Genomic DNA, 24,539 nt, shown 5'->3' on the forward strand with positions numbered 1-24,539 from the left:
GCCATGCATCGTGTCGTGGCTCTCGTCCGTTCTCCGCAGTCAACCTTCGAGCTCGCCTGCGCGGCCCAGGTGTTCGGGATCGAACGGCGGGGACTGCCCGCGCGGTACACGTTCGGCGTGTGCACCGAGCACCCCGGCCCCGTCGCGACGCCCGCCGGGTACGACATGCTCGTGACCGACGGCCTGGACGCGCTCGGCCGGGCGGACACGGTGGTCGTCCCGGGCTGGATGCCCGTCCAGGAGCCGCCCTCGCCCGCGGTCGTCCGGGCCCTGCGCCGCGCGCACTCCCGTGGGGCGCGGGTGGTCAGCATCTGCGCCGGTGCCTTCGCACTGGCGCACGCCGGCCTGCTGGACGGACGGCGGGCGACCGCCCACTGGGCCCAAGTCGGCGAACTGGCCGAGCGGTTCCCCTCCGTCCTGGTCGACCCGGACGTGCTGTACGTGGACCACGGCGACGTGGCCACCAGCGCCGGCGGCGGCGCCGGCATCGACCTGTGCCTGCACCTGGTCCGCTCCGACCAGGGCGCCGGGTACGCCGCGCACGTCGCACGGACCATGGTCATGCCGCCCCACCGCGAAGGCGGGCAGCTGCAGTACGCGGCGCCGGCGCATCCCGTGCAGATCGACGGCTCGCTCGCTCCGCTGCTGCAATGGGTCACCGGCAGGCTCGGCGAGCCGGTGACCGTCGAGGACCTGGCCGCGCACGCGGGCGTCTCGGCACGGACGCTGACCCGGCGCTTCATCGACCAGCTCGGCGCCAGTCCCGGACAGTGGCTGCTCGCGCAACGGGTCGTGGCAGCGCGCGAGTTGCTGGAGTCGACCGACCTCCCCCTGGAGACCGTCGCCCGCCGCGTCGGCCTCTCCTCGGCCACCAACCTCCGCAGACGCTTCCAGGGCGCCCTGGGGACGACGCCGGGCGCGTACCGCCGGGCGTTCCGGGCCGGGCCGGGGCGGGCGCCCGTCAGGCCGGCACTGTCGCCGACGTCAGGAAGTACGTGACCGCATAGAGGAATCGGCCGCTCCGTACGGCGTCGTCGAGGAGGGCGTTGAAGCGGTCCGCCTCGGACCGGTCGAGGTAGCCGTGCTCGGCGAAGGTGTCGGCCCAGTCGCGGATGCCTATCGTGCCGTCCATGGTCCGCCGGTCCCGGACGAGGAGTGTCCGGGCCTCGATCTCGATCTCCCGGAGGCCGTGTCCGGCCAGGACGCCGGGCACCCTGCGGGCGACGGTGCCGTGCAGGACGTTCCTCGTCCGGCGCAGTCCGAGCACCTTGGCGGCCAGTTCGTGGTCCGCGATGTCGAGGGCCTGGGTGCCTGCGTCGGGGGTGCAGACGACGATGCGGCCTCCGGGCCGGACGACGCGCACCAGCTCGGACAGGGCCCGGTCGGGGTCGCCGACGTGCTGGAGGATGCGGTCCGCCCAGGCCCCGTCGAACGCCGCGTCACGGAAGGGAAGTTGCTGCACGTCGGCGACGGCGACGCGGGAAAGGCCGCTCCTGCTCATCTCGTTGCACATGACGGTGGACAGATCACATGCGGTCACCCGTGCACCGGTCTCGTCGGCGAGCCGGCATGCCGCCTGGCCCGTTCCCGCCCCCGCGTCGAGGAAGCTCTGGCCGGGCCGGGCCCGCAGGAGGTGGCGAAGGCGCTGTTTGTAGGACGCGAAGAACGGTTCGGCGTCGAGCCGGTACAACGTCCGGACCAGGCGGGCCGGGTCGGGGTGGGCATCGATGTGGGAGAAGGCATGCGGCACGTAAGAGTGGTCGGCAGCCATGAGAGGTCACTCTAGGGCGTGTCCGATGGGTCGGCACAGGCCCTGCGGCGCTCCCCCAGCTACCGCTGGGAGGTGCCCCCAGGTACGGCGCCTCGCCGCGTTGTCGCATCACCCGAGTACGCCCAGTACGCGGGAGATGCTCCGCCTTGCGATCCACCGCACCAGACACCGCAGGGCCTGCACCGACCCATCGGACACGCCCTAGGGCCCCGGGGGCCGTCACGGCCACGGTTCCGCAACGCTTCTCGTACTCTGTACGATTACGGCTCGTGCTTGGATGGAAGCAGAGGAAGGGAGGGGTCGTCGTGGCCCGTGCAGGCTCACCCGGGCGCAAGGCCGGAGTGGACCCGGAGCTGCTCTGGGCGCAGGCCGAACGGCCGCGCCGGGGAAGGCCGCCGGCCCACAGCCGCGCGACGATCACCGCCGAAGCGGTCGCCATCGCCGACGCGGAAGGGCTCGCCGCGGTCACCATGCGCGCGGTCGCGGCCCGGCTCGGGGCCGGGACGATGTCCCTCTACAGCTACGTCCCCAACAAGGAGACGCTGCTGGAGCTCATGATCGACCAGGTGAGCGGTGAGCACCGGCTGCCGGCCGAGCCCTCCGGGGACTGGCGTGCCGACCTGCGGCAGATCGCCCAGGAGCAGCGCGCCATGATGCGGCGCCACCCCTGGCTGCCCGCCGCGCTGACCGCTCGGCAGACCCTCGGCCCGAACACCCTCGCCGTCGTGGAGTACGCGCTCGCGGCGCTCGCTCCGACCGGTGCGGACGCCAGGGCCCGGCTGGAGACCTTCAGTCTGGTCACCGGATTCGTCGTCAGCTGCGTGTCGTACGAGCTCGGCCAGGAGCAGGCGAGCGAGACCGCGGGCCGTACGTCCGGCGAGCTGCGCGACGCGCAGGCCCGCTGGCTCCGGACCGTCACGGCCGACGGGAGCTATCCCCAGTTCGCCCAGGCGCTTGCCGCGCCCGGCGACCCGTCCCCGCAGGCGGTCTTCGACCGGCTCCTCGACAGGATGATCAACGGGCTCACGGCAGAAGGGTGACCGCCCGTCCCGCCGTCCCGGTCAGATCGAATCCGCAGGCGAGACGTTCGTGCCGGCGACGGCCGGGTGCAGGGATCCGGCCAGCCTGACCGCGTCACCGACTGCCCACACGTGGACGAAGAAGAGCCGCGGGCTGTCCGCGAGCATGTGGTTGTGGAGCGAGACGATGTCGATCCGCCCCTTGCGAAGTGCCCTGAGGGTGCCGGGGACTTCCCGGGCGGTCATGACCAGGTCGCCACTGAGCAGGGCCTTTTTGCTGCCGATGGGCTGGAAGACGAGGGCGGTGGTCGAGCCGGTCATCTTGGGCAGCGCGCGGTCGTGTTCGACGACGGTCTCGTTGCGGGCGAAGGTGACCTTGTAGACCCCGCCCTGCTTGCGGCCCTTGGCGCCGAGGGCGCGGTCGATGCCCGCGGTGTCCAGATCGACGGAGACATCGTCGGGGCCCGCGGAACTCCGGGAGATCCTGGTGACGTCCAGCACCGCCCGCAGGCCTCTTGCCAGTTCGGCGGGATCGGAGCCGATGGCGTGGATGTGGACCCACCAGATGGCGGGTTCCTGGGTGAACAGGTGCTTGTGGAGCGAGGTCAGCGTGATCCCGTGGGCGCTGACCACGTCGTTCACGTGCTGCAACTCGGTCTCCGTGACGGCCAGCTCGCCCATCATCAGGGTCCGCCCGTCCTCGTAGCGGACGAAGGAGACGAAGGAGCCGATGGCCTTGATGGCGTGGCCCTGGGAGACGACGTGCGCATCGTTGCGCGTGAACCCCACCCCGTACACGTCGCGGCCGATCATTCTGCCCGGGTGCCCCAGCGCACTGCCGACGCTCTTCCAGTCCGTGGTCGCGGTCGACACCGCCCGGAGCGGCCCCCTGGCTCTCGGCCGGTGGCGCACGCCGCGCAGAGCGGGGGACGGCGCATCCGCGTGAGCCGGCGTCGCTCCGGCGAGCAGGGAGGAAAAGGCCGTGGCCAGAACCAGGCGTCGCGGGGCTCTGGACGGCTCTTCCGTGGTGTGCGGTCTGCTGCTGGTCATCCGCCAGTCACCTCCGGCATGAATATAGGACCGAAGGTGGACATTTCCGCCGAGGCGGCGTAGCCCATCGGGGTACGGGTGCCGCGGCCCTGCCGCGGCACCCGTACCCGGGGATCAGGCCAGCGGGGCCGGGTAGGTCGGGTACTCCACCCCGGAGATGTGCTGGACGACGCGGACGACCTGGCAGGAGTAGCCGAACTCGTTGTCGTACCAGAGGTAGAGGATCGCGTTGTCGCCCTCGACCTTGGTGGCGCCGGCGTCGACGATCGAGGCGTGGCGCGAGCCGATGAAGTCGTTCGACACCGCGTCGGGGGCCGTGATGAAGTCGATCTGGCGCTTGAGCGGCGAGGTCAGCGACACGTTGCGGAGGTAGTCGAGGACCTCCTCGCGGGTGGTCTCGCGCGCCAGCTGCAGGTTGAGGATGGCGATCGAGACGTCCGGCACCGGGACGCGGATCGAGCTGCCGGTGATCTTCGCCTCGAGGTCGGGCAGCGCCTTGGCGACGGCGGAGGCGGCACCGGTCTCGGTGATGACCATGTTGAGCGGCGCCGAACGGCCGCGGCGGTCGGACTTGTGGTAGTTGTCCAGCAGGTTCTGGTCGTTGGTGAACGAGTGGACGGTCTCCACGTGACCGCGCAGCACACCGTACTCGTCGGCCATCGCCTTCAGCGGCGGGACGATCGCGTTGGTGGTGCAGGACGCGCAGGACAGGATCTGCTCGTCCGGCTTGATCATGTCGTGGTTGACGCCGTGGACGATGTTGGGGACGTCGCCCTTGCCCGGCGCGGTGAGGACCACCTTGTCGATGCCGGGGCGCAGGTGGTTCGACAGGCCCTCGCGGTCGCGCCACTTGCCGGTGTTGTCGATGAGGATGGCGTTCTTGATCCCGTACGCCGTGTAGTCGACCGACGACGGGTCGTCGGCGTAGATCACCTTGATCTCGTTGCCGTTGGCGACGATCGTGCTGTTCGCCTCGTCGACGGTGATCGTGCCCTGGAACTGGCCGTGGATGGAGTCGCGCCGCAGCAGCGAGGCGCGCTTGACCAGGTCCTCGGCGGCCCGGCCGCCGCCCCCGCGGACGACGATGGCACGCAGCCGCAGGCCGTTGCCGGAGCCGGACTTCTCGATGAGCAGGCGGGCGACGAGGCGGCCGATGCGGCCGAAGCCGTAGAGGACGACGTCGCGTCCCTCACGGCACTCGATCTTGTTGTCGCCCGTGGCGCCGGCGACGGCCCCTGCGGTGAACTCCTCCACCGACAGGCCGCGGTCGTCGGCCCGGTACGTCGCGGCGAGCATGCCGATGTCGATCTGCGAAGGACCGAGGTCGAGCGTGGTGAGAGCCTGCAGGAACGGCAGCGTCTCGGTGACCGAGAGTTCCTCGCCGGCGATCTGCCGGGCGAATCGGTGGGTCTTGAGGAGGCTGACCACCGACTTGTTCACCAGGGAGCGGCTGTGGAGGAGGACGGTGACGTCCCGCTCCCGGTGCAGCTTCCCGATGATCGGGATCATCGACTCCGCGATCTCCTCGCGGATCTTCCAGTTCGTGAACGAGTCGTCGTTGACAGTCACAGGCTTCTCTTTCGAGCTAGGTAGCGCTCACATGCTAACTCGCTCCTCTGTTCGTTCAAGGGGTGCACCCCCGGTCGGTGCTGATTGTAGGTGTTTGTCCGTAAATGACCGGTTAGTCGTTATGGGTCCCGGACGTGGTGAGGAAACGGCCCATCTCGCGTGCCACGGCCCCGGGCTCGTCCAGCATGGACAGCACGTAGGCACCCGGCACTTCGGCGTAGCGCCCGGCGGGCAGCAACTCGGCCAGGCGGCGGCCGTGTTCGGCCGGCATCACGCGATTGTCGGGCGACCACAGCACGAGCGCCTCTCCGGTGAACCGGCGCAGCGCTTCGGTGTTGCGGACGAGCTCCGGCTTGTCGAACGGATCGCGGCAGTAGGCGATCAGGTCGCGCTGGATGCGGGGGTCGGTGATGAGCGGCTGGGTCCAGCGGCGGACGAGATCGTCGGGCAGCGGGCGCCGTGCCATCAGGCCCAGCATGACCGGCAGCCGGCGCAGCCGGGCGATGCGCAATTGCCGGGCGGCGATCCGGAAGCCGCCCGGTATGCGCATGGCCACTCCCAGGGTCTTGCCGGGCAGGCCGGGCGGGAAGTTGTCGAACGCCTCGCACGGCAGGATGATCGTGCGGGCGACGCGCCGGTCCAGTCCGTGCGCGGTGAGGAACAGCGATCCGCCCCAGTCCGCGTGGACCAGGGTGACGTCCTCCAGGTCGAGGGCGTCGAGGAAGTCGGCGACGAGGCGGACCTGCCCGGGCAGGGTCAGGTCGGCGCCGTCCTTCATCGGCCGGCGATGGGACCCCAGCGGCAGAACGGGACGCACATAGGTGAACTCCTTCGGCAGGAGCGGCAGTACGCGGTCCCACACCGTGTGGTCCATCAGCAGCCCGTGCAGCAGTACGACCGCGGGTCCCGATCCGGTCACGTCGTACTCGATGACTCCGGCGGGCAGTTCGACGTTCCGCACGACAGCCTCCCCCGGGAAAAGCCCTGGGGAAGGATTCTAGGGCCGAACATGCCGGGTGCGACTGTCCGTCAAGTCTCTTCCGACGCGGAGTTGCTTCGTCCGATTGGTGTACGGAGCTGTTGACGGGACCCCGTCCGTGCTCGGAGGCTGTCCGCCGTCCCAGCACAGGACTCGGAGAACTCCGAACTCGGGAGGACGCAATGCGAGCACGCATCACAGCAACAGTCATGACCCTTGCGACCGGCGCCGCGCTCCTGGTCACGACGCAGGCCAGTGCCCAGCCCGACAAGCCGGACACGCCTGCGGGCTGGTGCCAGCGGCAGGGCGGCACGCCCGGCGACTACCGCGCGTACTACGACAACCAGGCCCGGCTCACGGCACTGGGCACCGTCCGCGGGCTGTGTCACTTCCGGGCGGAGGACGGCAGCCAGATCGTCATCCCGGCCGACACCCTGGACGCCGACAAACCGACGCTCGCCGGCCTGGCCTACATCCGCAAGCCCGCACTGCCCCACGTCACCGGAGGCGCCAACCCGGCCGCCGTGTACTGCGCCCACCTGGGCGGCACCTCGCAGTTCGGCATCAACAAGCTCGAAGTGGGCGGCTGGATCAGGGAGGGCGACGCCGTCAGCCGCGACAACCTGCACAACATGTGCATGTTCGCGGACGGTTCGGCCATCGACGAGTGGGGGCTTGCGTACCACACGATGGGGGTGGTCCGGGGCGCGGACCTGGAGCACAAGTTCCGGGCACACATCCCGTCGGCGGAGGCCCAGGGAGCGTACAACCGGCTTTAGGAACAAGGCGGTCACCCACACCGGCGACATTCGCATTGGCCCGCCCGCGCGCAGGGCAGGGAGAGAGGACGGTGACATCCGAACCGATCCGACACGACAGGCTTGCTGAGGTGGAGCAATGAAGACTGCCCGGTTGACGGTGGCGGCCCTGGTCGCGGTGCTGGCCCTGACCGCGACGCCCCTGGCGTCCGCGATGCCCGGGGGTGGGCATGCGAAGCCGAAGCACCTGGACCTCGGGAACAAGGACAACAGACAGTCCTTCACCGTGCACAAGGGCGAGGAGATCGACGTCCACCTCTCGGGGGAGCAGAACGAGAGCTCGACGTGGGCATGGAGCGAACCCACCGCCGCCGACGGCACGCTGCTCCACCGGGACAAGGCCAAGATGCTGCCGAACGGCGATGCCACCGCGGTCTTCCATGCCCGCGCCGACGGGACGACCACGCTCGACTCCCGTTTCCGCTGCAGGTCCCGCAGTTCTGGTGAGATCTGTTCCCACGCGGTCGTCCAGTGGCAGGTCACGGTGAAGGTGCGGAAGTAGCCGAAGGAGGGGCGAGTGTGCTCGCCGGCCGAACGGGGGGAAACCGGAAGCCGGGGCCGGGGGGCGGCCGGATGGCCGCCCCGGCCCGTGTCTTCGTACGGTCGACTCATGCCGATCACGCACCGCCGAGCCGTCCGCCGGGCCGCAACCGCCTGCGCTGCCGCAGTCCTTGCCGTACTCGTCTCCGTTCCCGCAGAAGTCGGAGCGGCTGCCGGCGGACGGCCGGACGTACTGCAGCGGGACGCCGACGCGTTGCGTGCCACCGGCGTCACGGGAGTGTCCGCCAGACTCGCCACACCTCGCGGAGTCCGCACCGCCCGCAGCGGGGTCGCCGACCTCCGCACACGGCAGCCCGTACCGCAGGACGAGTACCTGAGGATCGGCAGCACCACCAAGACCTTCGTCGCGACCGTGATGCTCCAACTCGCCGGTGAGGGACGGCTGTCCCTCGACGACTCCGTGGAGCGGTGGCTGCCGGGAGCGGTCCGCGGGCAGGGCAACGACGGCCGCCGCATCACCCTGCGCCAGCTTCTCCAGCACACCAGCGGGCTGCCCGACTACACCGGTGACGTCGTTCCCGACCTCAGCCCCGACGGCTACCGCAGGAACCGCGCGGCCACCTACACCCCCGAGCAGCGCGTCGCCTTCGCCATGAGGCACCGGCCCCTCTTCGCACCCGGGACGGAGTGGAAGTACTCCAACACCAACTACATCCTCGCGAGCATGGTCATCAAGGCCGTCACCGGCCGCTCCTGGGAGAAGGAGGTGCGGAGCCGGATCCTGCAGCCGCTGCGCCTCGACCGCACCGTCCTCCCGGGCAACGACCCGCTGCTGCGGGGCCCTCACGCCCGCAACTACCAGCAGTTCGCGCCGGCCGGGCCGATGACCGACACCACGATCGCGTACCTGCCCTTCGACGGGGACGCCGACGGCGCCGTGATCAGCACGGCGGCGGACGTCAACACCTTCTTCACCGCGCTCCTGCGCGGCAGGCTGCTCGCCCCCGCACAACTCGCCGACATGCAACGGACCGTCGCCGTGCCCGACGGCCGCGACAACCCCCCGGGCAGCCGCTACGGCCTCGGACTCGAATGGACGCCCCTGTCCTGCGGCGGAGGCTACTGGGGACACAGCGGCAGCGGTTTCGGCTACCTCGTGTGGCCCGCCGCCACCGCCGACGGACGGGCCGCGGTCACCGTCGCCGCGCACAGCCGCCCCGCTGACCAGGGAGCTGCCGCACGCCAACTCCGGGCCATGACCGGCATGGTCGACCATGCCCTGTGCGCCGGCCGGTCGTGACAGGTGCGTGTGCGGCTCTGCTCAGGATTGCCGAGCAGGGCCGCACACGCGTAGCCGTCGATCACGGCTTCCTACGGCATCACCAGGTGTCGATGCCCATAGTCTTGGCCGCGCTGTGGATCGCGTTGTAGTGCGCGATCGACATGTCGGCCTTCTTGTCCTTCGCCGGGAGGTTCTTGTCGGCCGCGCGGAACTCGTCGCGCGCGGCGGCCAGCAGGCTTGTGCCGTAGCCGACCGGAACGTCGTCCTTGCCGTGGATGACGTGCGACTTGGCCGCCGTCTGGCTGCCGGCATTGGCCAGGATGCTCCGGGCCTGGTTGTACGCGGCCGGCTTGATCGTCTTCGGATTGGCCGCCACCGCATGCGCACCCGCCACCGCGTGGGAGGCGCCGGCCGTGACCGCGGCGGAGGCGGGGGCGACGGCCGTGGCGACCGCTCCGGCAGCCAGCACTGCGACGAGCCCGGTCCGGATGCTGGAATTCATGTGGTGCCCCCTCATGTTCGACTGCATTCCCTTACCGCGAACGGGAGTGGAGCGTGCCCGTTCGCGATCACCACCATGATGGGCGAGGAGTAACTGCATTGGCCATAAGGTCCGTTGAATGCCAGTTGTTCCCCTAGACCTGGAACAGCCGGTCCAGGTGGTGATCGACGGCGGCGAGTGCCTCCCGGGGCTCGATCACGCCCAGTTCGAGCAGGGTGGTGAATCCCGTGAGGGCGAGGAGGAGGTGGGCCTCGGTCACCGGGTCGCGGTCGGAGCCGATGTGCCCGTCGGCGATCGCCTGCCGGATCAACTGCTCGACGAGAAGCTTCCCTTGGGTCATCCCGTCGCGCGCCCGTGCGTGGAAGTTCTCGTTGTGCAGCGCCTCCAGCACGAACGCGGCGCTCATCCGGCTGGTCGCGCGGGCGTCGGCATGCAGGGGGAGCATCTCCGTGAGCATCAGCCGGAGCACGTCGCGGGGGTGCGGCTCGTCGCCGAGCTCCTGGAGGCCCCGGCCGACGCGCAGCGAGGTCTGTTCGGACGCGAAGTCCATGGCGAACGAAAGCATCGCCTCCCGCGTGGCGAAGTAGTGCTGCAACTGGCCGTGGGACATGCCCGCTTCCCGTGCGACCTCACGCACCGTCAGATGTGTGACGCCGCGCTGCTCCACGACCCGCCACAGCGCTCGGGCGATCGCCTGGCGGCGTTCGTGGTGGTCCACCTGTTTCGGCATCGTCGTCTCTCCGCCGTTCTCCGTGTCTCACGTTTTCATACGGTTGACATAATACAACTGGCCGATAACTCTGGAGGTCCGGTCCCTGTGGAGGAAGGAAGCCGACATGCCCGAACAGCCGACGGTGCGTACTGCCGAGGGAGTGGTCGAAGGCCGATGGCGGCAGGGTCACGCCGCGTTCCGCGGCATTCCGTACGCCCAACCGCCGGTGGGAACGCTCCGGTTCGCCGCCCCCGCCCCGCCCCGGCCCTGGGAAGGGACGCGGCAGGCGGTGGAGTCCGGACCCGCGGTCCCGCAGTCCGTGCCGCACTCCGGGCCGGCTCCCGCGACGTCGCCGTCCGGAACGGACTGGCTGACGCTCGACGTCTGCACCCCGGATCCGGGCGCGGCGGGGCTGCCGGTGCTGGTGTGGATCCACGGCGGCGCCTACGTCGCGGGCGGCTCCGCCGACCCGATGTACGATCCGGCCGCGCTCGCCGCGGCGGGGCTCGTCGTGGTGAGCATCAACTACCGCGTGGGCGCCGAGGGTTTCGCCCTCCTCGAAGGCGCCCCGGCCAACCGCGGATTCCTCGACCAGATCGCGGCGCTGCAGTGGGTACAGCAGAACGTAGCGGCTTTCGGGGGAGACCCCGGCCGGGTCACCGTGGCCGGACAGTCCGCCGGGGCGGGATCGATCGCCGCACTGCTGACGATGAAGGAGCAGCGCGGGCTGTTCCGACGGGCCATCACCCACTCGGTACCGGGCTGGCACTGCTCCCGCGCCCTGGCCGGACAGGCCGCCGCCGCGCTGGCGGACCGGCTCGGCACCGTGCCCACCGCCGCGGCCCTCTCCGACGTCGACCCCTGGCGCCTGGCCGAAGCGCTCACCTCGCTCAGCGCCGAGCTCCCCGCCCACCGCGAGCGCTGGGGACGGTTCTCCCAGGCCGGTATCGCCGTGTGCCCCGTCGTCGACGGCGACGTGCTCTCCGAGACACCGTGGTCCGCGCTGGACGGCGGCCGGGCGAGCGGGACCGAACTCCTCGTCGGTCACACCCGCGACGAGTTCCGGCTGTTCACCGTCATGACCGGGCGACTGGGCCGGATCACCGACGAGGACGCCCGTACCGCCTTGGATTTGTTCGCCCCGTTCCCGCACGGCGCGCAGGCCTACCGGGCCGCCCTCCCGCAGGCCGGCCCGGAGGAACTGTTCGAGTCGGTGTACGCCGATGCGTGCTTCCGGATGCCGTCACTGCTGCTGGCCGAGGCGAACGCCGCAGCCGGCGGTTCCTCGTTCCTGTTCGAGCTGCGGCTGGCCTCCCCGGCCCTGGGGGGCGTCCTGGGTGCCTGCCACAGCCTCGACGTTCCCCTGGCGTTCGGCACGCTGGACAGCCCCACCGGCAGACAGCTGTGGGGTGACCGCCCCGCCCCCGAGGCGGTCGCGGTGTCGGACGAACTCCGGCAGGCGTGGGTGCGGTTCGCCACCACGGGCGACCCGGGCTGGGCGGCCTACGAGCCCGACGGGCAGCTCACGCGCGTCCTGGACACCGAGTCGAGGACCGTGCCCTACCCCGAACAGGCCTCCCGCCACATCTGGGAGGGGCGCGCACCGGCGCCTTTCGATCTTGCCTAGCGCCCCGTAAGGGGCGCGGGGAACTGCGCGATCAGCCACTACGCGCCCGCAGATGGCGTGCTGTGCTCCGGGCGGCGCGTCGGCTGCAGGCCGGTGGGGGCTGGTCGCGCAGTTCCCCGCGCCCCTTACGGGGCGCCCCGCCGCGCGGTGTCCAGCACATGCGGCAGGCCGCGCCGCCACCGCTCGCGGTCCTCCGCCTTGGCCGCGGCGAACTCCGGGGCCTCGTACCCCTTGAACGTCCGAACCGCGGGCGCCTCCGAGGCTCCCGCCGCCACCAGCACCGCCGCGGCAGCCCGGCGCCCGGCCTCGTTCGCCGTCTCCATCGACGCGAAGTCGACGTTGCTGTACGTGCGGACGTAGTCCGCGGCGAGGAAGAGGTTCGGGACGGCCGTCGACGCGTCGGGGCGCAGCTCCCAGGAACCGGTGGTGTTGGTCAGGTAGAGGTCGTCGTTGCGGGTCCCGCCCCCGGGGGCGTCGGTGATCGCCTCGTCCACGTACCAGGAGTGCAGCAGCGCGTCGTCCAGGCCGTGTTGGCTCGTACGCCCCAGGTGCTCCTGCATCTGCGCCCACACCTCGCGGGCGATCTCGGCCCGGGTGCACTGCCGGGCGGGTCTGCCGTAGAGGATGCCCGGCGTCTCCCAGTCGGAGACGTCCACGGACAGCGACTCCCGCACCCGGCCGTCGCCCCAGGTGTGGGCGAACGGTGCGCGCCAGAGCTTGGACTGGCTGATCGACACCAGTTTCCACGGCGAGTCGACGTGGACGATGTGGCCCGCGATGACCGGTGCCGGGCGGCGGAGGAAGAACTGGACGCCGTTGCACCAGATCTGCTGGAGCCCGTCCATGGCCGCGAGCCGCGGATCCGCTGCGCGGAGCGCGCCGTTCCAGAGCCTGGTCGCGCGTTCGGAGGGGACCGCGGCGACGAACCAGTTCGCGTCGATGCGGTCCAAGCCGCCCTGTGCGGTGCGGACATGGGCCGCGGCGATGCGGCCGCCGTGCAGTTCGAGGTGCTCGACGTGCTGCTCGAAGGCGAAGCGGACGCCGAGGCCGCGCAGGTGGGCGACCCAGGGGTCGATCCAGGCCTCGCTGGTGGGGCCGTTGAAGATGCGGTCGGCCGGGCCGTCGCTGCCGCGTCCGGCGAGGTCGTTGACGATGGCCTCCAGGCCCTGGCCGGAGGTGCGGGCGCTGGCGGTCGGGGGTCTGAGGGCCTGCAGGAGCTGGACGCCGCCGCCGAACAGGCGCTGGTAGTCCTGCGACATGCGGGCGGCCTCGATGTAGTCCCACCAGCCCACGTGTTCCCACTGGCCGAACCGGCGCTCGGTGCAGCTGGTGAACAGCATGACCGCCTGCTTGGCGAAGAAGGCCGCTTCCCACGGCGGCAGCCGCAGGCTCTCCGACAGGAGACCGGCGACCGAGGCGACGAGCAGGCCGGCGTCGGCGAGGGGGAGCCGGCCCGATCGGACGGGGACGGGGACGGCCGGGCGGTTTCCGCTGCGGGCGAGCTCGATCCAGGACACGGGTGTGAGGTTGTCGAAGACGCTGCCGCCGCCGGGCAGCGGGATGCGCCGCAGGGTGTCCGGAAGATTGTGGTAGAAGCCGAAAACGCCCCGATGGCCGTGCTCGCCGGGCAGGTCGCGCCGGCCGTCGGTGCCGCTGTGCGGGACGTACAGCGAACGCGCCTTGCCGCCGGCGACGGAGCGGCGCTCGTGGACCGTCACCTCGAAGCCGCGCTCGGCGAGTTCGTGCGCGGCGGTCAGCCCGCCGACGCCGGCACCGAGCACGGCGACCCGGCGGCGGGACCGGCCCCCGCCGAAGGCCCGTGCGGGCCCGGCGAGCCCCGTTGCGCCTGCTGCTGCCGCTCCGTACCGCAACACCGCGCGGCGCGGAAGCCCCTCCGGATTCCTGCTCTCGCTCATCTCCCCGCCTACCTCACCCTTCGCCTTGCGGCGGTCCGCGCAAAGCAGTCATGCAGCATGCATGCGCTCGCGCGGGGGCTCCGATGCGGGACGGCTGCCGAACTCCGTCGATCGGGTCGAGTGGACCGGAGGAGGGTTTGGAACCGGCGCCGTCGGCAGGCCGGGGCGACCGGCCTGCCGACGGCCTGGATCAGTGGTTCGTGCCGGAGGCCCAGACGGCCTGACTGCCGTCATAGATCACGACGTTGCCGTCGTCCTGGACGGCGAGCCGGGAGCCGGGGTGCCCGGCGGTGCCGGAGGCCCAGACCGCGTGGCCGGAGCGGGTGTAGACGACGAAGTTGCCGTCCGTCTGGAAGGCGGCGCGCCAGCCGCTGCCGACCGTGTTGGACGCCCAGCGGGCGTGGCCGAACTCGTCGTAGATGACCAGGTTTCCATCGGTCTGCATGACCAGCTGGGCGGTGTCGGACGTCCAGGACTGCCCCCGCTCCAGCGTGGCGGGCGCGTACAGCACCTGGGAGGCCTGGGTTCTTGCCGCGCTCGCCGTGCCTCTTGCTGCGGCTGGGGCGTGCGCGGGCGAGGCGGCGCCGGCCTGGCCGGCGAGTGCCAGAGTGGCGAGCGCGGCGGTGGCAACAAGCGTGCTGACCTTGCTGATCCTCTTCCTCACGGAAGGGTCTCCTTTCGCCGGGACGATCGTCCACCGGTCCCCGGAGGGGACGGCGATCAGAGTCTGGCATCGCACACCTGAACGGATCCTCGGAATCCGCCGCTTTGACGCGTTTCCACCACCCCTATGGCCAAGACCCCATTGGTGCCTCATGCGTTGCGTGCGGCGGCAAGTCCCCCGGGCATCACAAGAGACTTGAGACATACCCCTGCCGTCAGCACGAGACCGGCGCACTCGCCGTCGCCCGCACCCCCCCCGGTGGGCGCCGCCGGCAGGTCTTGAGTAAGGTCCCTGGGCACGCACAACAGAACGGGGGTTTTCGGCCATGCGCGTCGCCACCGAGTGGCCGCATCACCGAAGGCGGCGCACCGTCGTGCGCCTCTGGACGGCGCTGCTCTGCACGCTGTTCACGGTGCTCGCCGCCCATCCCGCCGTCGCCGCGGACGGGGCGGCTGCGCCGGCCCCTGCCTCGCAGGCCGCCCTGCTCGCCGACCGGTTGCGGGCCGATCCCGTGTACGTGACGGACCAGATGCCGCGCACGGTCCCGCGCTCCACGGCACCGGACTTCGCGGCGCTCGCCGCACGCACCGGAGTCCCGACGTACGTCCTCGTCCTGCCCGGAAACGGTGCCAGGACGCTGCTCGGCGCCGTGCACGACCGGCTCGGGAGGGACGGGCTGTACGTCCTGGTCGACGCGATGGGGGTCGCCGACGCGCGGGCCTTCGGGGTACGCGCCCCGGCCGCGGACGCCCAGACCGTCGCGCTCTACTCCCTTCCTTACGACGCGGGCCCGTTGCGCTCCTTCCGGACGTTCGTCGACGTCGTCGGCCAGGGCAGCGACCGGGCCGCCCGGCTCGCCGACGACATGCGCCGGCGTCACGGCGGGGGAGGCAAGGACGTCAAGGCGCTCTACCTCTCCAAGGAGGACCGGGCGGGGCAGTCGTTCCTCACGGGCGTCGTACTGCTCGGGGCGCCGTTGTCGGTGCTGTTGACCGGTGCGTACGTGCGGCGCCGACGACGTGGACAACGGTCGGACGGCCGCAGGGTGCGGCTGGTCGAACCGGCCGTCGCGGCCGCCCTCGCCGCGGTCGTCGCCGTCGGCGCCCCGCAACTGTTCCACCAGACCACCGACAGCGCGGCACTTGCCCCCACGCACGCCGACCTGACCGCCCGCCTGGACCGGGTCGTCACCGGCCTGCAGCACGACCCGCTCTACACGGACCCGGAGAGCCCCCAGCTGCTGGACGGCCCGCGCCGGCAGGAACTCCACCGGCGTATCGGGGACTTCACCCCCGGACCCGTCTACATGGCCGTCGTGCCGCTCCGCTCCGAGGACGAATCGGCAGGCGACGTCACCGCCTTCACCACCGCACTGCACCAGCGCCTCCGCAAGGACGGCGTCTACGTCGTCGCCGATCCGCTGTCGGGCCGCATCGACCTCGTCAACTACGGCCTGCCGCTGGACGACCGCCGGCTCGCCTTCGAACTCCCCGGAACCCTGAGCCACGAGGACTACGACCACGCCTCCGAGGACCACGGGCTCGGGCAGCGGCTCGACGGGCTGATGACCTTCCTCGACGGCACCCCGCGCGCGGCCGCACAGCACAGCAGCCGGCCCGACGCCGCCCCGGCACCGCTGGAGGACCACGCGCTGCCGCCCCTGTACTCCGGCGACTTCTGGCCGGGGCTGCTGGTGGGCGCGCTCACGGCCGGACTGCTCCTCGGGCTGACGGCCGGCGGCCTGCGCGTCGCACGCTTCGTCCTGCGCATCCGCCGCACCGCCGCTGCGCAGAGCCCCGCAGCACCGTCCGCCACCTGGCTCCGGCGCACGGCGGCAGCAGAACTGAAAGCGCTCGCTACCGAGTTCGGCGCCGGAGAGCCGGACGACGGGGTGCGGAAGCAGGTCTGGGACTGCCTGGACGCCGCCATGCTGCTGACCGACCGCGCCCCGGACGGCCGGATCGGCGCCGCGGTCACCCCCGCCGACCTGGCCGCCGCCGTCGTGCTCGCACGAGCGGGCCGCGCGGCCCTCCGCGGAGAGCGCATCGGCCACTGCTGCACCGTGAACCCGCTGCACGGACCCGGCGTCACCGAAGAGAAGGACGGCACGCGCCGCGCATGGGTGTGCGGAAGCTGCCGCACGCTCCTCCGGAGCGCACCGCACCGCATCGGCCCCCTGCGCCTGCGCCTGCCGGGCAAGGGCGGCGGCGTGCCGTACGAAAAGGCTCCCGGACCGCTTCCGGCCGTACGCCGGGGCCTGCCTCAACTCATCGGCAAGACAAGGGAATACGTCAGTGTCCAGTCGTCGTAGGCGCCCGCTCGCCGCGCTCGTGGCCGCCCTCGCGTCGGTCCTCCTCATGGTGCCGCCCGCAGTCGCGGCCCCGGCCGGCCCCGGAACCGGCCCGGGTCCCGGTCCCGGGGAGAAGATCGCGGACGCGCTGCGCGACTCACCCGTGTATGTGGACGCCGCGTACACCGGTGCCGTCCCGGCCGCACGGCAGAAGGACCTCGTCGAGCACATCCGCCGGACCCGACTGCCCATCGAGGTGGCCCTGGTGCCCCTGGCCAAGGGTGACGCCTTCGACGGCGACCCCCAGGTGCTCGCCGACGTCCTCCACGACCGGCTCGGTTCGCAGGAGATCGTCCTCATCACGCTGGACCGCTGGGCCGATGCGCTCTCCGGCCACGAGTGGCCGGACGACCGGCACCAGGCGCGGGACGCAGTGGCGGCAGTGGGCTTCCTGGCCCCGATGAAGGACGCAGGCCTCGCCGACCGCCTCGACAAGGCCGTCGACCTCATCGCCCAGGGCGACGGCACGAAGGTCTACCACGATGCGACGGCCGGCCTGGACAAGGGCACGGGCGGCTCGACGGGTGCATCGGGGAAGCCGGCCGCCAAGGACAAGGCCGCATCCGGCGGCGGAGCATGGCTGCCGATCACCGCGGCGATCGCCGTCCCGGCGCTCTGCGCCCTGTGGCTGGTACGCCGCCGGGCGCGCCGCCGCCAGGCCTCGCCGTTCACCTTCCCGCAGGCGGTCTTCGCCGCCCATCGGGCGGCGGACGAGGACGCGCTGCGTCACCGCGCGGAGCAGGAAGTCCTTGCACTGGGCGAGGCCGTCCAGGCACGGGACGCCGACACGGCCCCGGGGCTCCCGCAGGCACTGGACGCCTACGCGGCAGCAGGCACCGTGCTCGACGGCGCCCGCGGACTGCCGGACCTGGCAGGCGTGCTCGCACTGACCGCCCTGGGCCGCGACGCACTGCGGGGCAACCCGATTGCCCTGCCCCTGTGCTTCTTCCACCCCGTGCACGGACGCGCCGAACGCCGCATCACCTGGCGGCCGTTGGGACGGCGTGACCAGCTGGACGTGGCCGCCTGCCGGAACTGCGCCCAGGCGGTACGCGCCCGCCGCGCCCCGGAAGTCCTCACCGACTGCACACCCGACGGCCGCCGGGTCCCGTACTTCGAGCTCCCCGCGGACGCGAGCGTGTGGGCCGCGACCGGGTACGGCTCACTCGTCGCACCGGGCGGCGCGCTCGGCATGACGGAGCGGATCCTGAACGGCGACTTCACCCGCAGCCGGAACCGCCGTCACTGAGGCGCGCCTCGGACGGGGACCGTGACCACACGTAGGCCTCGGGCATGAAGGCGCGCAGGCGCCGGAGGAGCCGGCGGGTGGACCAGGGCCAGCAGAAGGTGTTCACGCCCGGGAGCCCGAAGTAGTAACTGGAGCCACCGGTGGTGTTGTAGACGGTGGTGCGCAGCGCCCGGTGCAGGGCCTGGTGGTGCGCTGCCTCGACCTCCGGCTTGACGTCCAGCGCTGTGTATCCGCTCGCGCGCAGGTGGGTGAGCGCGGCGGTGACGTAGCGGAGTTGGGCCTCGAGGACGGTGGGGACGGCGGTGGTGCCGGTGAGCAGGTTCGGGCCGACGAGGAGGAAGAGGTTGGGATATCCGCTGACGCTGGTGCCCAGGTAGGCGCGGCGGCTGCCGGCCCAGGCGTCGGCCAGGGGAGTGCCGTGCGTGCCGTACAGGCCGTGGGCGAGGGCGAGTTCGCCGATGTGGTAGCCGGTGGCGAGGACGATGACGTCGGCGGGGGTGCGGCTGCCGTCGGCGCCGATGACGTGGGAGCCCTCCACCGCGGTCACCCGGGTGGGGTGGAGGCGGACGTTGGGCCGGGTGAGGGCGGGGTAGTAGGCGTCGGAGGCGATCAGGCGGCGCCCGCCGAGCCGGTAGCGGGGGGTGAGGGCCCGGCGCAGGGCGCGGTCCCGTACCGAGGTGCGCAGGTGCAGACGGGCCGCGGTCTCCAGCGGACGGAGGAGGCGGGGGTGGCGCAGGGGGACGCCGATGGCCTCCTGGGTCCAGTGGTGGAGTCCGCGGAGCGCGCGCCGGGCCGCCGGGTGCCGCCCGAGGAAGCGGTGCAGGCCCTGGGGGAGCGGGTAGTCCGGTCGCGGGAGCACCCACTGCGGTGTGCTCTGGAAGACGTCGATGCGGGAGGCCAGGGGCTGGATCTCGGGCAGGAACTGGACGGTGGAGGCCCCGGTGCCCACCACGGCGATGCGGCGGCCGGTCAGGTCCGCGTCGTGGTCCCAGCGGGCGGAGTGGAAGACGGCGCCGGGGAAGCCGTCGAGGCCGGGGATGTCGGGGTAACGGGGCCGGTGCCAGGGGCCGGTGGCGACGACGACCACGCGGGCGGTGCAGGTGCCCGTGGTGGTCCGCAGGCTCCAGCGGTGGGTGCCCGGCTCCCAGCGGGCGGCCAGGACCTCGGTGTCGTAGCGGATCGCCTTGTCCACGCTGTGCGTTGCCGCGGTGGTCTCCAGGTACCGGAGGATCTCCGGCCGGCCGGCGTAGCACCGGGTCCAGGGGTGGGGTGCGAAGGAGTACTCGTACAGCACGGACGGCACGTCGCAGCCGCACCCGGGGTAGGTGTTGTCGCGCCATGTCCCGCCGAGGCGGCCGGACTTCTCCAGCACCACGACGTCGTCGAACCCGGCCCGGCGCAGCGCGATCACGGCGGCCACGCCGGACAGGCCGGCCCCGATGACGACGACGCCCACCTCGTGGTGACTGCTGTCGGTGCGCTCCCCGTCCACCGGCGCCCCCATCCCTCAGGACGCTGGAGTCTAGCGTCAGGGATGTGTGCAGTGAGGGGATACGACCAGAACATGCCTCATACGAGTGACTTTTCCGGATAAGCGATAGTCGAGGCTCTTTCGTGTGGTTGGCTCCTCGTCATGACGAACCGGGCCTCCGGTGAACGCGGGCCGGAACTCCCCTACCCGAGCGGCTGGTTCGGTCTGGCGCTCTCCCACGAGCTCGCCCCCGGCGCCGTCCTGACCAGGCGGTTCGCCGGCGAGGACGTCGTGCTCTACCGCACCCGCGACGGGCAGCCGCACGCGGTGCGGCCCTACTGCCCGCACCTCGGCGCCCACTTCGGCGCCGGCGGCACCGTCGAGGGCCGGAACCTGGTGTGCCCCTTCCACCGCTTCGCCTTCGCGCCCGACGGCGCCTGCGTCGCCACTCCGGACGGCCCGCCGCCGCGCGCCCGGCTGGAGCACCACACCGTCCGCGAGCAGAACGGCTTCCTCTTCGTCTGGCGCGGGCACGACGGATCACTGCCCGACTGGGACGTGCCCGACACCTCGCCGCCCGGCGCCGTCCCCACGGCGAGCTGGGCCACCGACGTCCACGCCCATGTGCAGGAGCTCACCGAGAACACGACCGACCTCCGGCACGTGCCGGTCGTGCACCACGTGACCGTGTGGAAGGCCGACCCGCCGAAGGCCGAAGGCCCCTACCTGCGCACGCACTTGCGCCTGGGGCCTAATGGTCCTGCCCTGCTGAGAAAGATCCAGTGGGACCACACGTTCCTGCTGGCGGGGATGGGCTGGCTGCGCATCGAACTCCCTCTGCCCCTTCTCGGATCTGTCATCTACGTCTGGGTCATGCACGTCCCGATCGGGCCCCGGCGCACCCGTCTGCTCATCGCATCCGCCTGCACGGACGACCGGCAGACACGGCCCATCGGAACGGCACTTGTGAAGCGTCCCGTCCACCGTGCCATCGCCCGCAGCATGCTGTGGACCGCGGTCCGCAAGGTGCAGGACGACGTGCGGATCTGGAACGCCAAGCGCTACGAACCGCGTCCGCGGCTCGCCGCGGGCGACGAGGGCATCGGCCTGTACCGCCACTGGGCCCGGCAGTTCTACCCGCCCGGCTGAGGAATCGCGATGATGCTGACGGTCCCCCTGATGCTGGCCCTGTTCATCGCGAACCTGGACCAGACGATCGTGGCCACCGCCCTGCCGGACATCGGCCGGGACCTGCACGCCGGCGCGGGCATCTCCTGGATCGCGACCTCCTATCTGCTCACCAGCGCCGTCGCCACCCTGGTCCTCGGCAAACTCGGCGACCTCCACGGCCGCAAGAGGGTTCTCCAGTTCTCCGTGGCGGTCTTCCTTGCGGGCTCGCTGCTCAGCGGCATCGCCGGGACGCTGCCCCTGCTGGCCTCCTCCCGGGCCCTGCAGGGCATCGGAGGCGGAGGCATCACCTCGCTGGTCATGGCGATCACCGGCGACCTGGCGTCGCCGCGGCAACGTGCCAGGCTCCAGGCCGCTTTGGGCATGGTCGCCGCGCTCGCCCTCATCGCCGGGCCCCTGCTCGGCGGTGCCTTCGCCGACGGCCTGTCCTGGCGGTGGATCTTCTACGTCAACCTGCCCGTCGGCGTGCTCGCCCTGGTCGCGATCGCCGCGAAGCTCCACCTGCCCCGGCCGGCGGCCCGCGGCCGGGTCGACGTGCTCGGAGCCCTGACCGCCACCGTGTTCACCACGTCGGTGGTCCTCGTCACCACCTGGGGCGGACACGAGTACCCCTGGGCCTCGCCCGTCATCGTCGGCCTGGCCGCGGTCGGCGTCGCCGCGCTGGCCCTCTACCTCGTCGTCGAGCACAAGGCGGCCGAGCCGATGACGCCGCTGCACCTGTTCCGCTCGGCCACCTTCACTCTGGCCGCAGCGCAGTTCCTGCTCGCGTCACTGGCCCTGTTCGCGGGCATGCTGTACGTGCCGATGTTCCTGCAGACCGTCCAGCACAAGTCGGCCTTCGCCGCGGGCCTGTTCATCGTGCCCCTGCTGCTCGGCCTGGTGGCGGCCGCCGTGCTGTCCGGTCCCCTCATCACCAGGACCGGCCGGTACAAGCTCTATCCCGTCGTCGGCGCCGTCCTCGTCGGCGCCTCGATGGCGTTCCTCGGCCGGGCCGGCCAGAGTACGAGCGCGTCGGCCCTGATCGTCCCGCTGACCGTTGCGGGCGTCGGCATCGGCTTCTTCGTCCAGGTCTGCCTGCTCGCCGGCCAGAACGCGCTGGACCACGAGCACATCGGCGTCGCCACCGGCGTGCTGAACTTCTTCAGAACACTGGGCGGAGCCTTCGGCGCCGCCCTCTTCGGCGCGGTCCTCGCCGCGGGCCTGCACTCCCGTCGGCCGTCCCCCGCCGAGAGCGCCCAGGCGTTCCGGGCCGTCTTCCTGTGGGCCGTGCCCTTCATGATGCTGGCACTCGTTCTGGCCCTCGTGATGCGGGAGGAGCCGTTGCGGGACGGAACGGCGGACAGGCGGTGACCGACAGGGGGGACGGCCCCGGTGAAGTGCAGCTGTTGCCGCGTCCGGACCGGCCCCGACCGATCCGGACGGGCGTCGGTCAGCGGACGAACTTCCAGGTGATTCCGTTGACCACGCCCCGGTCGAGCGGCGCCAGCTTCTGGAACGCCGTCCGGCTGAGGTCTATGTGGGTCGGGTCGCACGAGGGACACTTGTCCCGGACCGGCACCCTGATGGTCTTGCCGTTGTAGCCGACCTCCACCGAAACGCCCTTGCAGAGCGGGTCGTTGTTGGGGTTCGGGGACGTCCACCACGAGGCCGGAATCGCGACCAGGTCCTGCGAGGTCGCGTCGATGGGCGTTCCGCAGGCGCCGTAACCCTTGTCGGTGTAGTAGGTCATCTTGCCGTTCATCTGCCGGCCGATCGGAACGTCGGCGGATGCCGTTCCCGTGCCGAGGGCTATGCCGGTGACGGCGGCGACCAGGGCGGTGGTTGCGTATCTCACGCGTCTCAATTCACGCACGGTGTCTCCTTGTTCAGGGGGGAGTCTTACTCGCACATGAGTGCCATGTGTCGCATTGGCCCCGCAACCCCCTGAGGCGACAGTTGTCCTGAACTCGTTGATATGTGAACCGAGTTAGGCCGGACATGATCCAAGTCGTTGACAGCAATCACTCGGCGCTATTCACTGCGCGAAGGCAACAGGCACTCAACCCCCCCTTGGAGTCGCCGTGAAAAGAATCCGCACAGCCACTCTGCTGGCGGCCGTACTGGCCCTGATCGGGACGGTTTTCGTCGGTCCTTCCGCCACGGCGAGCGCCGCCGGGCCCTGTGACAGTGCAGCCAATTGGGCCGCGGGCACCTGGTATCCCGCAGGAACCGTCGTCCGGTACAGCGACGGCCGGTACTACGTGGCCGAGCACGACAATCCCGGCTACGACCCGGTCATCAGCACCTGGTACTGGGACCCCTACACCTGCCAGGGAGGCGGAACACCGCAGCCGGGCGGTTTCCCGGTGAGCGAGGACCAGTTCCGGCAGATGTTCCCGAGCCGGAACTCCTTCTACAGCTACAGCGGTCTGGTCGCCGCCCTGGGCGCCTACCCGGGCTTCGCCAACACCGGCAGCGCGGAGACCAGGCGGCAGGAGGCCGCCGCCTTCCTCGCCAATGTCGGCCATGAGACCGGCGGGCTGGTCTACATCGTGGAGCAGAACACCGCCAACTACCCCCACTACTGCGACCGGAACCAGCCCTACGGCTGCCCGGCCGGCCAGTCCGCGTACTACGGTCGCGGGCCGATGCAGCTCAGCTGGAACTTCAACTACAAGGCGGCGGGCGACGCCCTCGGCATCGACCTGCTCCACAACCCCTCTCTCGTGCAGACCGACGCGGCCGTCTCCTGGAAGACCGCGCTGTGGTACTGGAACACCCAGCGGGGTCCCGGCAGCATGACGCCGCACGAGGCGATGGTGAACGGCCGGGGATTCGGGGAGACGATCCGCAGCATCAACGGTGCCGTGGAGTGCAACGGCGGCAATCCCGGCCAGGTCCAGAACCGGGTGGCGAACTACCAGCGCTTCACCCAGCTTCTCGGCGTGGCGCCGGGCGGCAGTCTCTACTGCTGAACGGCCGCTCGGTCGACGGCCTTCCACGGGCTGACGGCGAGCTTTCCCGTGGTGCCGAGGTCGAGTTCCGGAGTCACGGTCACGGGCCGTGCATCGGGCCCGGCCTTGATCCTGACGTACGGAACGTTCACGGCCGTACCCGCGCCGGTGGTGTTGCGCCACACCAGACCGGCGGACGCGGATCCGCCCGGAGCCAGGTCCACCGGCCCGGGCGGATTCTCGAAGCCGGTCCCCGAGGTGATGCCCTTGGCATCGTGCAGGATGTCGATGCCGGAGACCGGCTTCCGCCCCTCGTCCAGGAGCTCGACGAGCGGCGAGCCGTCGAGGTGATAGGTGCCGGTTCCGCAGTTCGTCAGGTGAAGTCCTACGACGCGGAGTCCCATGGCGGCGTCACCGTCGTCGGCCGTGATGCGGATCCCGGACGGAGGGCAGGGGCCCGTGGCGGACGGCGCCTCGTCCGCGGGGACGCGCCTGACCTTGCTGATCCGCACCTGCTTCCCGTCGTGCGTACCGCCCTGTGCGACGTCCACGCGGACGGTGCGCTGCACGGTCCGGCCGGCGGGCACTGACGGCACCGTCTGCTGCGAGGTCTCCAGTGCAGCCCCGGAGGCGGACGTGACCGTGAACGTGACGGTGTAGGTGAACGGTACGGCCTCGCGGTTGGTGACCGTGAACTCGGCCGAGGCGACGGACGGTTCACCGTGGGGGCGTTTGCCCGCGCCGGTGATTCTCACGCCGTCCTGCTCCGGGCCGGCGGGGTCACCGGGAGCGTCCGCGGCGCGCGGCGCCTCGGGGTGCTCCGCGCCGCGGCCCGACGGGCCGGTGCTCTGCGATCCGCACGCCGTCAGGAGCACGGCGGACGCGGCTATGGCGATGACGGGAAGAGTGCGGGCGGCGGTATGCATCCGAACATCCCA

At 71.4% G+C, this 24,539-nt stretch carries 22 protein-coding genes; 11 read left to right on the plus strand and 11 right to left on the minus strand.

Annotated elements, in window-relative coordinates; all coding sequences use genetic code 11:
• Nucleotides 1-3: 3 nt before the first annotated feature.
• Entirely contained in the window at nt 4-999 is a 996-nt protein-coding gene (locus ACMATS_RS35850) for a GlxA family transcriptional regulator (protein WP_414170364.1), read from the plus strand.
• On the opposite strand, the gene ACMATS_RS35855 is transcribed toward ACMATS_RS35850, so the two are convergent.
• Nucleotides 962-1,771 carry a methyltransferase domain-containing protein gene (locus ACMATS_RS35855; protein WP_414170365.1) on the minus strand — a complete coding sequence of 270 codons (810 nt, stop codon included), beginning with the start codon at nt 1,769-1,771 and terminating at the stop codon, nt 962-964. The genes ACMATS_RS35850 and ACMATS_RS35855 overlap by 38 nt on opposite strands.
• A gap of 305 nt (nt 1,772-2,076) precedes the next feature.
• Here ACMATS_RS35855 and ACMATS_RS35860 point away from each other — a divergent pair, with 305 nt between their 5' ends.
• Complete coding sequence (locus ACMATS_RS35860; RefSeq protein WP_390779576.1) at nt 2,077-2,811, plus strand: TetR/AcrR family transcriptional regulator; 735 nt, start codon at nt 2,077-2,079, stop codon at nt 2,809-2,811.
• A gap of 21 nt (nt 2,812-2,832) precedes the next feature.
• On the opposite strand, the gene ACMATS_RS35865 is transcribed toward ACMATS_RS35860, so the two are convergent.
• From ACMATS_RS35865 to ACMATS_RS35875, 3 genes are all read right to left on the minus strand, one after another.
• Nucleotides 2,833-3,840: a DUF1259 domain-containing protein gene (locus ACMATS_RS35865; RefSeq protein ID WP_414170366.1), complete on the minus strand. Its 1,008-nt coding sequence runs from the start codon at nt 3,838-3,840 to the stop codon at nt 2,833-2,835.
• 114 nt (nt 3,841-3,954) lie between these two features.
• The gene (locus ACMATS_RS35870; RefSeq protein ID WP_336412009.1) at nt 3,955-5,409 is read right to left on the minus strand and encodes a glyceraldehyde-3-phosphate dehydrogenase; all 1,455 of its coding nucleotides are present in this window, start codon (nt 5,407-5,409) and stop codon (nt 3,955-3,957) included.
• Nucleotides 5,410-5,521: 112 nt separating this feature from the next.
• Nucleotides 5,522-6,370, minus strand: coding sequence for an alpha/beta fold hydrolase (locus tag ACMATS_RS35875; RefSeq protein ID WP_390779573.1), 849 nt, complete (start codon nt 6,368-6,370; stop codon nt 5,522-5,524).
• Between the two features lie 227 nt (nt 6,371-6,597).
• Between ACMATS_RS35875 and ACMATS_RS35880 the strand changes: the two genes are divergently transcribed.
• The 3 genes from ACMATS_RS35880 (at nt 6,598) to ACMATS_RS35890 (ending at nt 9,007) form a co-directional block, all read left to right on the plus strand.
• The gene (locus ACMATS_RS35880) at nt 6,598-7,167 is read left to right on the plus strand and encodes a hypothetical protein (RefSeq protein WP_390779572.1); all 570 of its coding nucleotides are present in this window, start codon (nt 6,598-6,600) and stop codon (nt 7,165-7,167) included.
• A 118-nt stretch (nt 7,168-7,285) separates the two neighbouring features.
• Nucleotides 7,286-7,708, plus strand: coding sequence for a hypothetical protein (locus ACMATS_RS35885; protein WP_414170367.1), 423 nt, complete (start codon nt 7,286-7,288; stop codon nt 7,706-7,708).
• 108 nt (nt 7,709-7,816) lie between these two features.
• Nucleotides 7,817-9,007, plus strand: a complete 1,191-nt coding sequence (locus tag ACMATS_RS35890) for a serine hydrolase domain-containing protein (RefSeq protein WP_414170368.1) — start codon at nt 7,817-7,819, stop codon at nt 9,005-9,007.
• A 79-nt stretch (nt 9,008-9,086) separates the two neighbouring features.
• Here the strand turns inward: ACMATS_RS35890 and ACMATS_RS35895 are convergent, their stop codons facing one another.
• Together ACMATS_RS35895 and ACMATS_RS35900 are read right to left on the minus strand one after the other, a co-directional pair.
• Nucleotides 9,087-9,491, minus strand: coding sequence for a hypothetical protein (locus ACMATS_RS35895; protein WP_390779569.1), 405 nt, complete (start codon nt 9,489-9,491; stop codon nt 9,087-9,089).
• A gap of 133 nt (nt 9,492-9,624) precedes the next feature.
• The gene (locus tag ACMATS_RS35900; RefSeq protein WP_391153359.1) at nt 9,625-10,221 is read right to left on the minus strand and encodes a TetR/AcrR family transcriptional regulator; all 597 of its coding nucleotides are present in this window, start codon (nt 10,219-10,221) and stop codon (nt 9,625-9,627) included.
• A 106-nt stretch (nt 10,222-10,327) separates the two neighbouring features.
• Here ACMATS_RS35900 and ACMATS_RS35905 point away from each other — a divergent pair, with 106 nt between their 5' ends.
• The gene (locus ACMATS_RS35905; protein ID WP_414170369.1) at nt 10,328-11,830 is read left to right on the plus strand and encodes a carboxylesterase/lipase family protein; all 1,503 of its coding nucleotides are present in this window, start codon (nt 10,328-10,330) and stop codon (nt 11,828-11,830) included.
• A 125-nt stretch (nt 11,831-11,955) separates the two neighbouring features.
• On the opposite strand, the gene ACMATS_RS35910 is transcribed toward ACMATS_RS35905, so the two are convergent.
• The gene (locus ACMATS_RS35910) at nt 11,956-13,746 is read right to left on the minus strand and encodes an FAD-dependent oxidoreductase (protein ID WP_414170370.1); all 1,791 of its coding nucleotides are present in this window, start codon (nt 13,744-13,746) and stop codon (nt 11,956-11,958) included.
• A gap of 190 nt (nt 13,747-13,936) precedes the next feature.
• Nucleotides 13,937-14,410, minus strand: coding sequence for a hypothetical protein (locus ACMATS_RS35915; protein ID WP_414170371.1), 474 nt, complete (start codon nt 14,408-14,410; stop codon nt 13,937-13,939).
• Between the two features lie 325 nt (nt 14,411-14,735).
• On the opposite strand from ACMATS_RS35915, the gene ACMATS_RS35920 reads away from it, so the two are divergent.
• Both ACMATS_RS35920 and ACMATS_RS35925 read left to right on the plus strand, forming a co-directional pair.
• Nucleotides 14,736-16,721 (plus strand): hypothetical protein, encoded by a 1,986-nt coding sequence (locus ACMATS_RS35920; protein ID WP_414170372.1) that lies wholly within the window; start codon nt 14,736-14,738, stop codon nt 16,719-16,721.
• Complete coding sequence (locus tag ACMATS_RS35925) at nt 16,705-18,009, plus strand: hypothetical protein (RefSeq protein ID WP_414170373.1); 1,305 nt, start codon at nt 16,705-16,707, stop codon at nt 18,007-18,009. Before ACMATS_RS35920 ends, ACMATS_RS35925 begins: the two co-directional genes overlap by 17 nt.
• Here ACMATS_RS35925 and ACMATS_RS35930 read toward each other — a convergent pair.
• Nucleotides 17,981-19,513, minus strand: coding sequence for a flavin-containing monooxygenase (locus tag ACMATS_RS35930; RefSeq protein ID WP_414170374.1), 1,533 nt, complete (start codon nt 19,511-19,513; stop codon nt 17,981-17,983). The genes ACMATS_RS35925 and ACMATS_RS35930 overlap by 29 nt on opposite strands.
• 129 nt (nt 19,514-19,642) lie before the next feature.
• Between ACMATS_RS35930 and ACMATS_RS35935 the strand changes: the two genes are divergently transcribed.
• Nucleotides 19,643-20,629, plus strand: coding sequence for an aromatic ring-hydroxylating oxygenase subunit alpha (locus ACMATS_RS35935; protein ID WP_414170375.1), 987 nt, complete (start codon nt 19,643-19,645; stop codon nt 20,627-20,629).
• 9 nt (nt 20,630-20,638) lie between these two features.
• On the plus strand, nt 20,639-22,018 hold the full coding sequence (locus tag ACMATS_RS35940) for an MDR family MFS transporter (protein WP_414170376.1): 1,380 nt from the start codon (nt 20,639-20,641) through the stop codon (nt 22,016-22,018).
• 79 nt (nt 22,019-22,097) lie between these two features.
• Here the strand turns inward: ACMATS_RS35940 and ACMATS_RS35945 are convergent, their stop codons facing one another.
• Nucleotides 22,098-22,502: a cysteine/serine endopeptidase inhibitor gene (locus ACMATS_RS35945; RefSeq protein ID WP_390779558.1), complete on the minus strand. Its 405-nt coding sequence runs from the start codon at nt 22,500-22,502 to the stop codon at nt 22,098-22,100.
• A 226-nt stretch (nt 22,503-22,728) separates the two neighbouring features.
• Here ACMATS_RS35945 and ACMATS_RS35950 point away from each other — a divergent pair, with 226 nt between their 5' ends.
• Nucleotides 22,729-23,622 carry a glycoside hydrolase family 19 protein gene (locus ACMATS_RS35950; protein ID WP_414170377.1) on the plus strand — a complete coding sequence of 298 codons (894 nt, stop codon included), beginning with the start codon at nt 22,729-22,731 and terminating at the stop codon, nt 23,620-23,622.
• On the opposite strand, the gene ACMATS_RS35955 is transcribed toward ACMATS_RS35950, so the two are convergent.
• Nucleotides 23,613-24,527: a DUF4232 domain-containing protein gene (locus ACMATS_RS35955; RefSeq protein WP_414170378.1), complete on the minus strand. Its 915-nt coding sequence runs from the start codon at nt 24,525-24,527 to the stop codon at nt 23,613-23,615. The two genes, ACMATS_RS35950 and ACMATS_RS35955, sit on opposite strands and share 10 nt — an antisense overlap.
• Nucleotides 24,528-24,539: the final 12 nt, after the last annotated feature.

The sequence above is a fragment of the Streptoverticillium reticulum genome, assembly GCF_047456005.1.
GTDB classification, from domain to species: Bacteria; Actinomycetota; Actinomycetes; order Streptomycetales; family Streptomycetaceae; genus Streptomyces; species Streptomyces reticulum.

Coding starts and splice junctions, on each gene's coding strand:
- ACMATS_RS35865 (WP_414170366.1), bottom strand. CDS start 3,840: ATGACCAGCAGCAGACCGCACACCACGGAAGAGCCGTCCAGAGCCCCG.
- ACMATS_RS35855 (WP_414170365.1), bottom strand. CDS start 1,771: ATGGCTGCCGACCACTCTTACGTGCCGCATGCCTTCTCCCACATCGAT.
- ACMATS_RS35930 (WP_414170374.1), bottom strand. CDS start 19,513: ATGGGGGCGCCGGTGGACGGGGAGCGCACCGACAGCAGTCACCACGAG.
- ACMATS_RS35880 (WP_390779572.1), top strand. CDS start 6,598: ATGACCCTTGCGACCGGCGCCGCGCTCCTGGTCACGACGCAGGCCAGT.
- ACMATS_RS35935 (WP_414170375.1), top strand. CDS start 19,643: ATGACGAACCGGGCCTCCGGTGAACGCGGGCCGGAACTCCCCTACCCG.
- ACMATS_RS35955 (WP_414170378.1), bottom strand. CDS start 24,527: ATGCATACCGCCGCCCGCACTCTTCCCGTCATCGCCATAGCCGCGTCC.
- ACMATS_RS35890 (WP_414170368.1), top strand. CDS start 7,817: ATGCCGATCACGCACCGCCGAGCCGTCCGCCGGGCCGCAACCGCCTGC.
- ACMATS_RS35940 (WP_414170376.1), top strand. CDS start 20,639: ATGATGCTGACGGTCCCCCTGATGCTGGCCCTGTTCATCGCGAACCTG.
- ACMATS_RS35900 (WP_391153359.1), bottom strand. CDS start 10,221: ATGCCGAAACAGGTGGACCACCACGAACGCCGCCAGGCGATCGCCCGA.
- ACMATS_RS35920 (WP_414170372.1), top strand. CDS start 14,736: ATGCGCGTCGCCACCGAGTGGCCGCATCACCGAAGGCGGCGCACCGTC.
- ACMATS_RS35885 (WP_414170367.1), top strand. CDS start 7,286: ATGAAGACTGCCCGGTTGACGGTGGCGGCCCTGGTCGCGGTGCTGGCC.
- ACMATS_RS35910 (WP_414170370.1), bottom strand. CDS start 13,746: ATGAGCGAGAGCAGGAATCCGGAGGGGCTTCCGCGCCGCGCGGTGTTG.
- ACMATS_RS35905 (WP_414170369.1), top strand. CDS start 10,328: ATGCCCGAACAGCCGACGGTGCGTACTGCCGAGGGAGTGGTCGAAGGC.
- ACMATS_RS35850 (WP_414170364.1), top strand. CDS start 4: ATGCATCGTGTCGTGGCTCTCGTCCGTTCTCCGCAGTCAACCTTCGAG.
- ACMATS_RS35895 (WP_390779569.1), bottom strand. CDS start 9,491: ATGAATTCCAGCATCCGGACCGGGCTCGTCGCAGTGCTGGCTGCCGGA.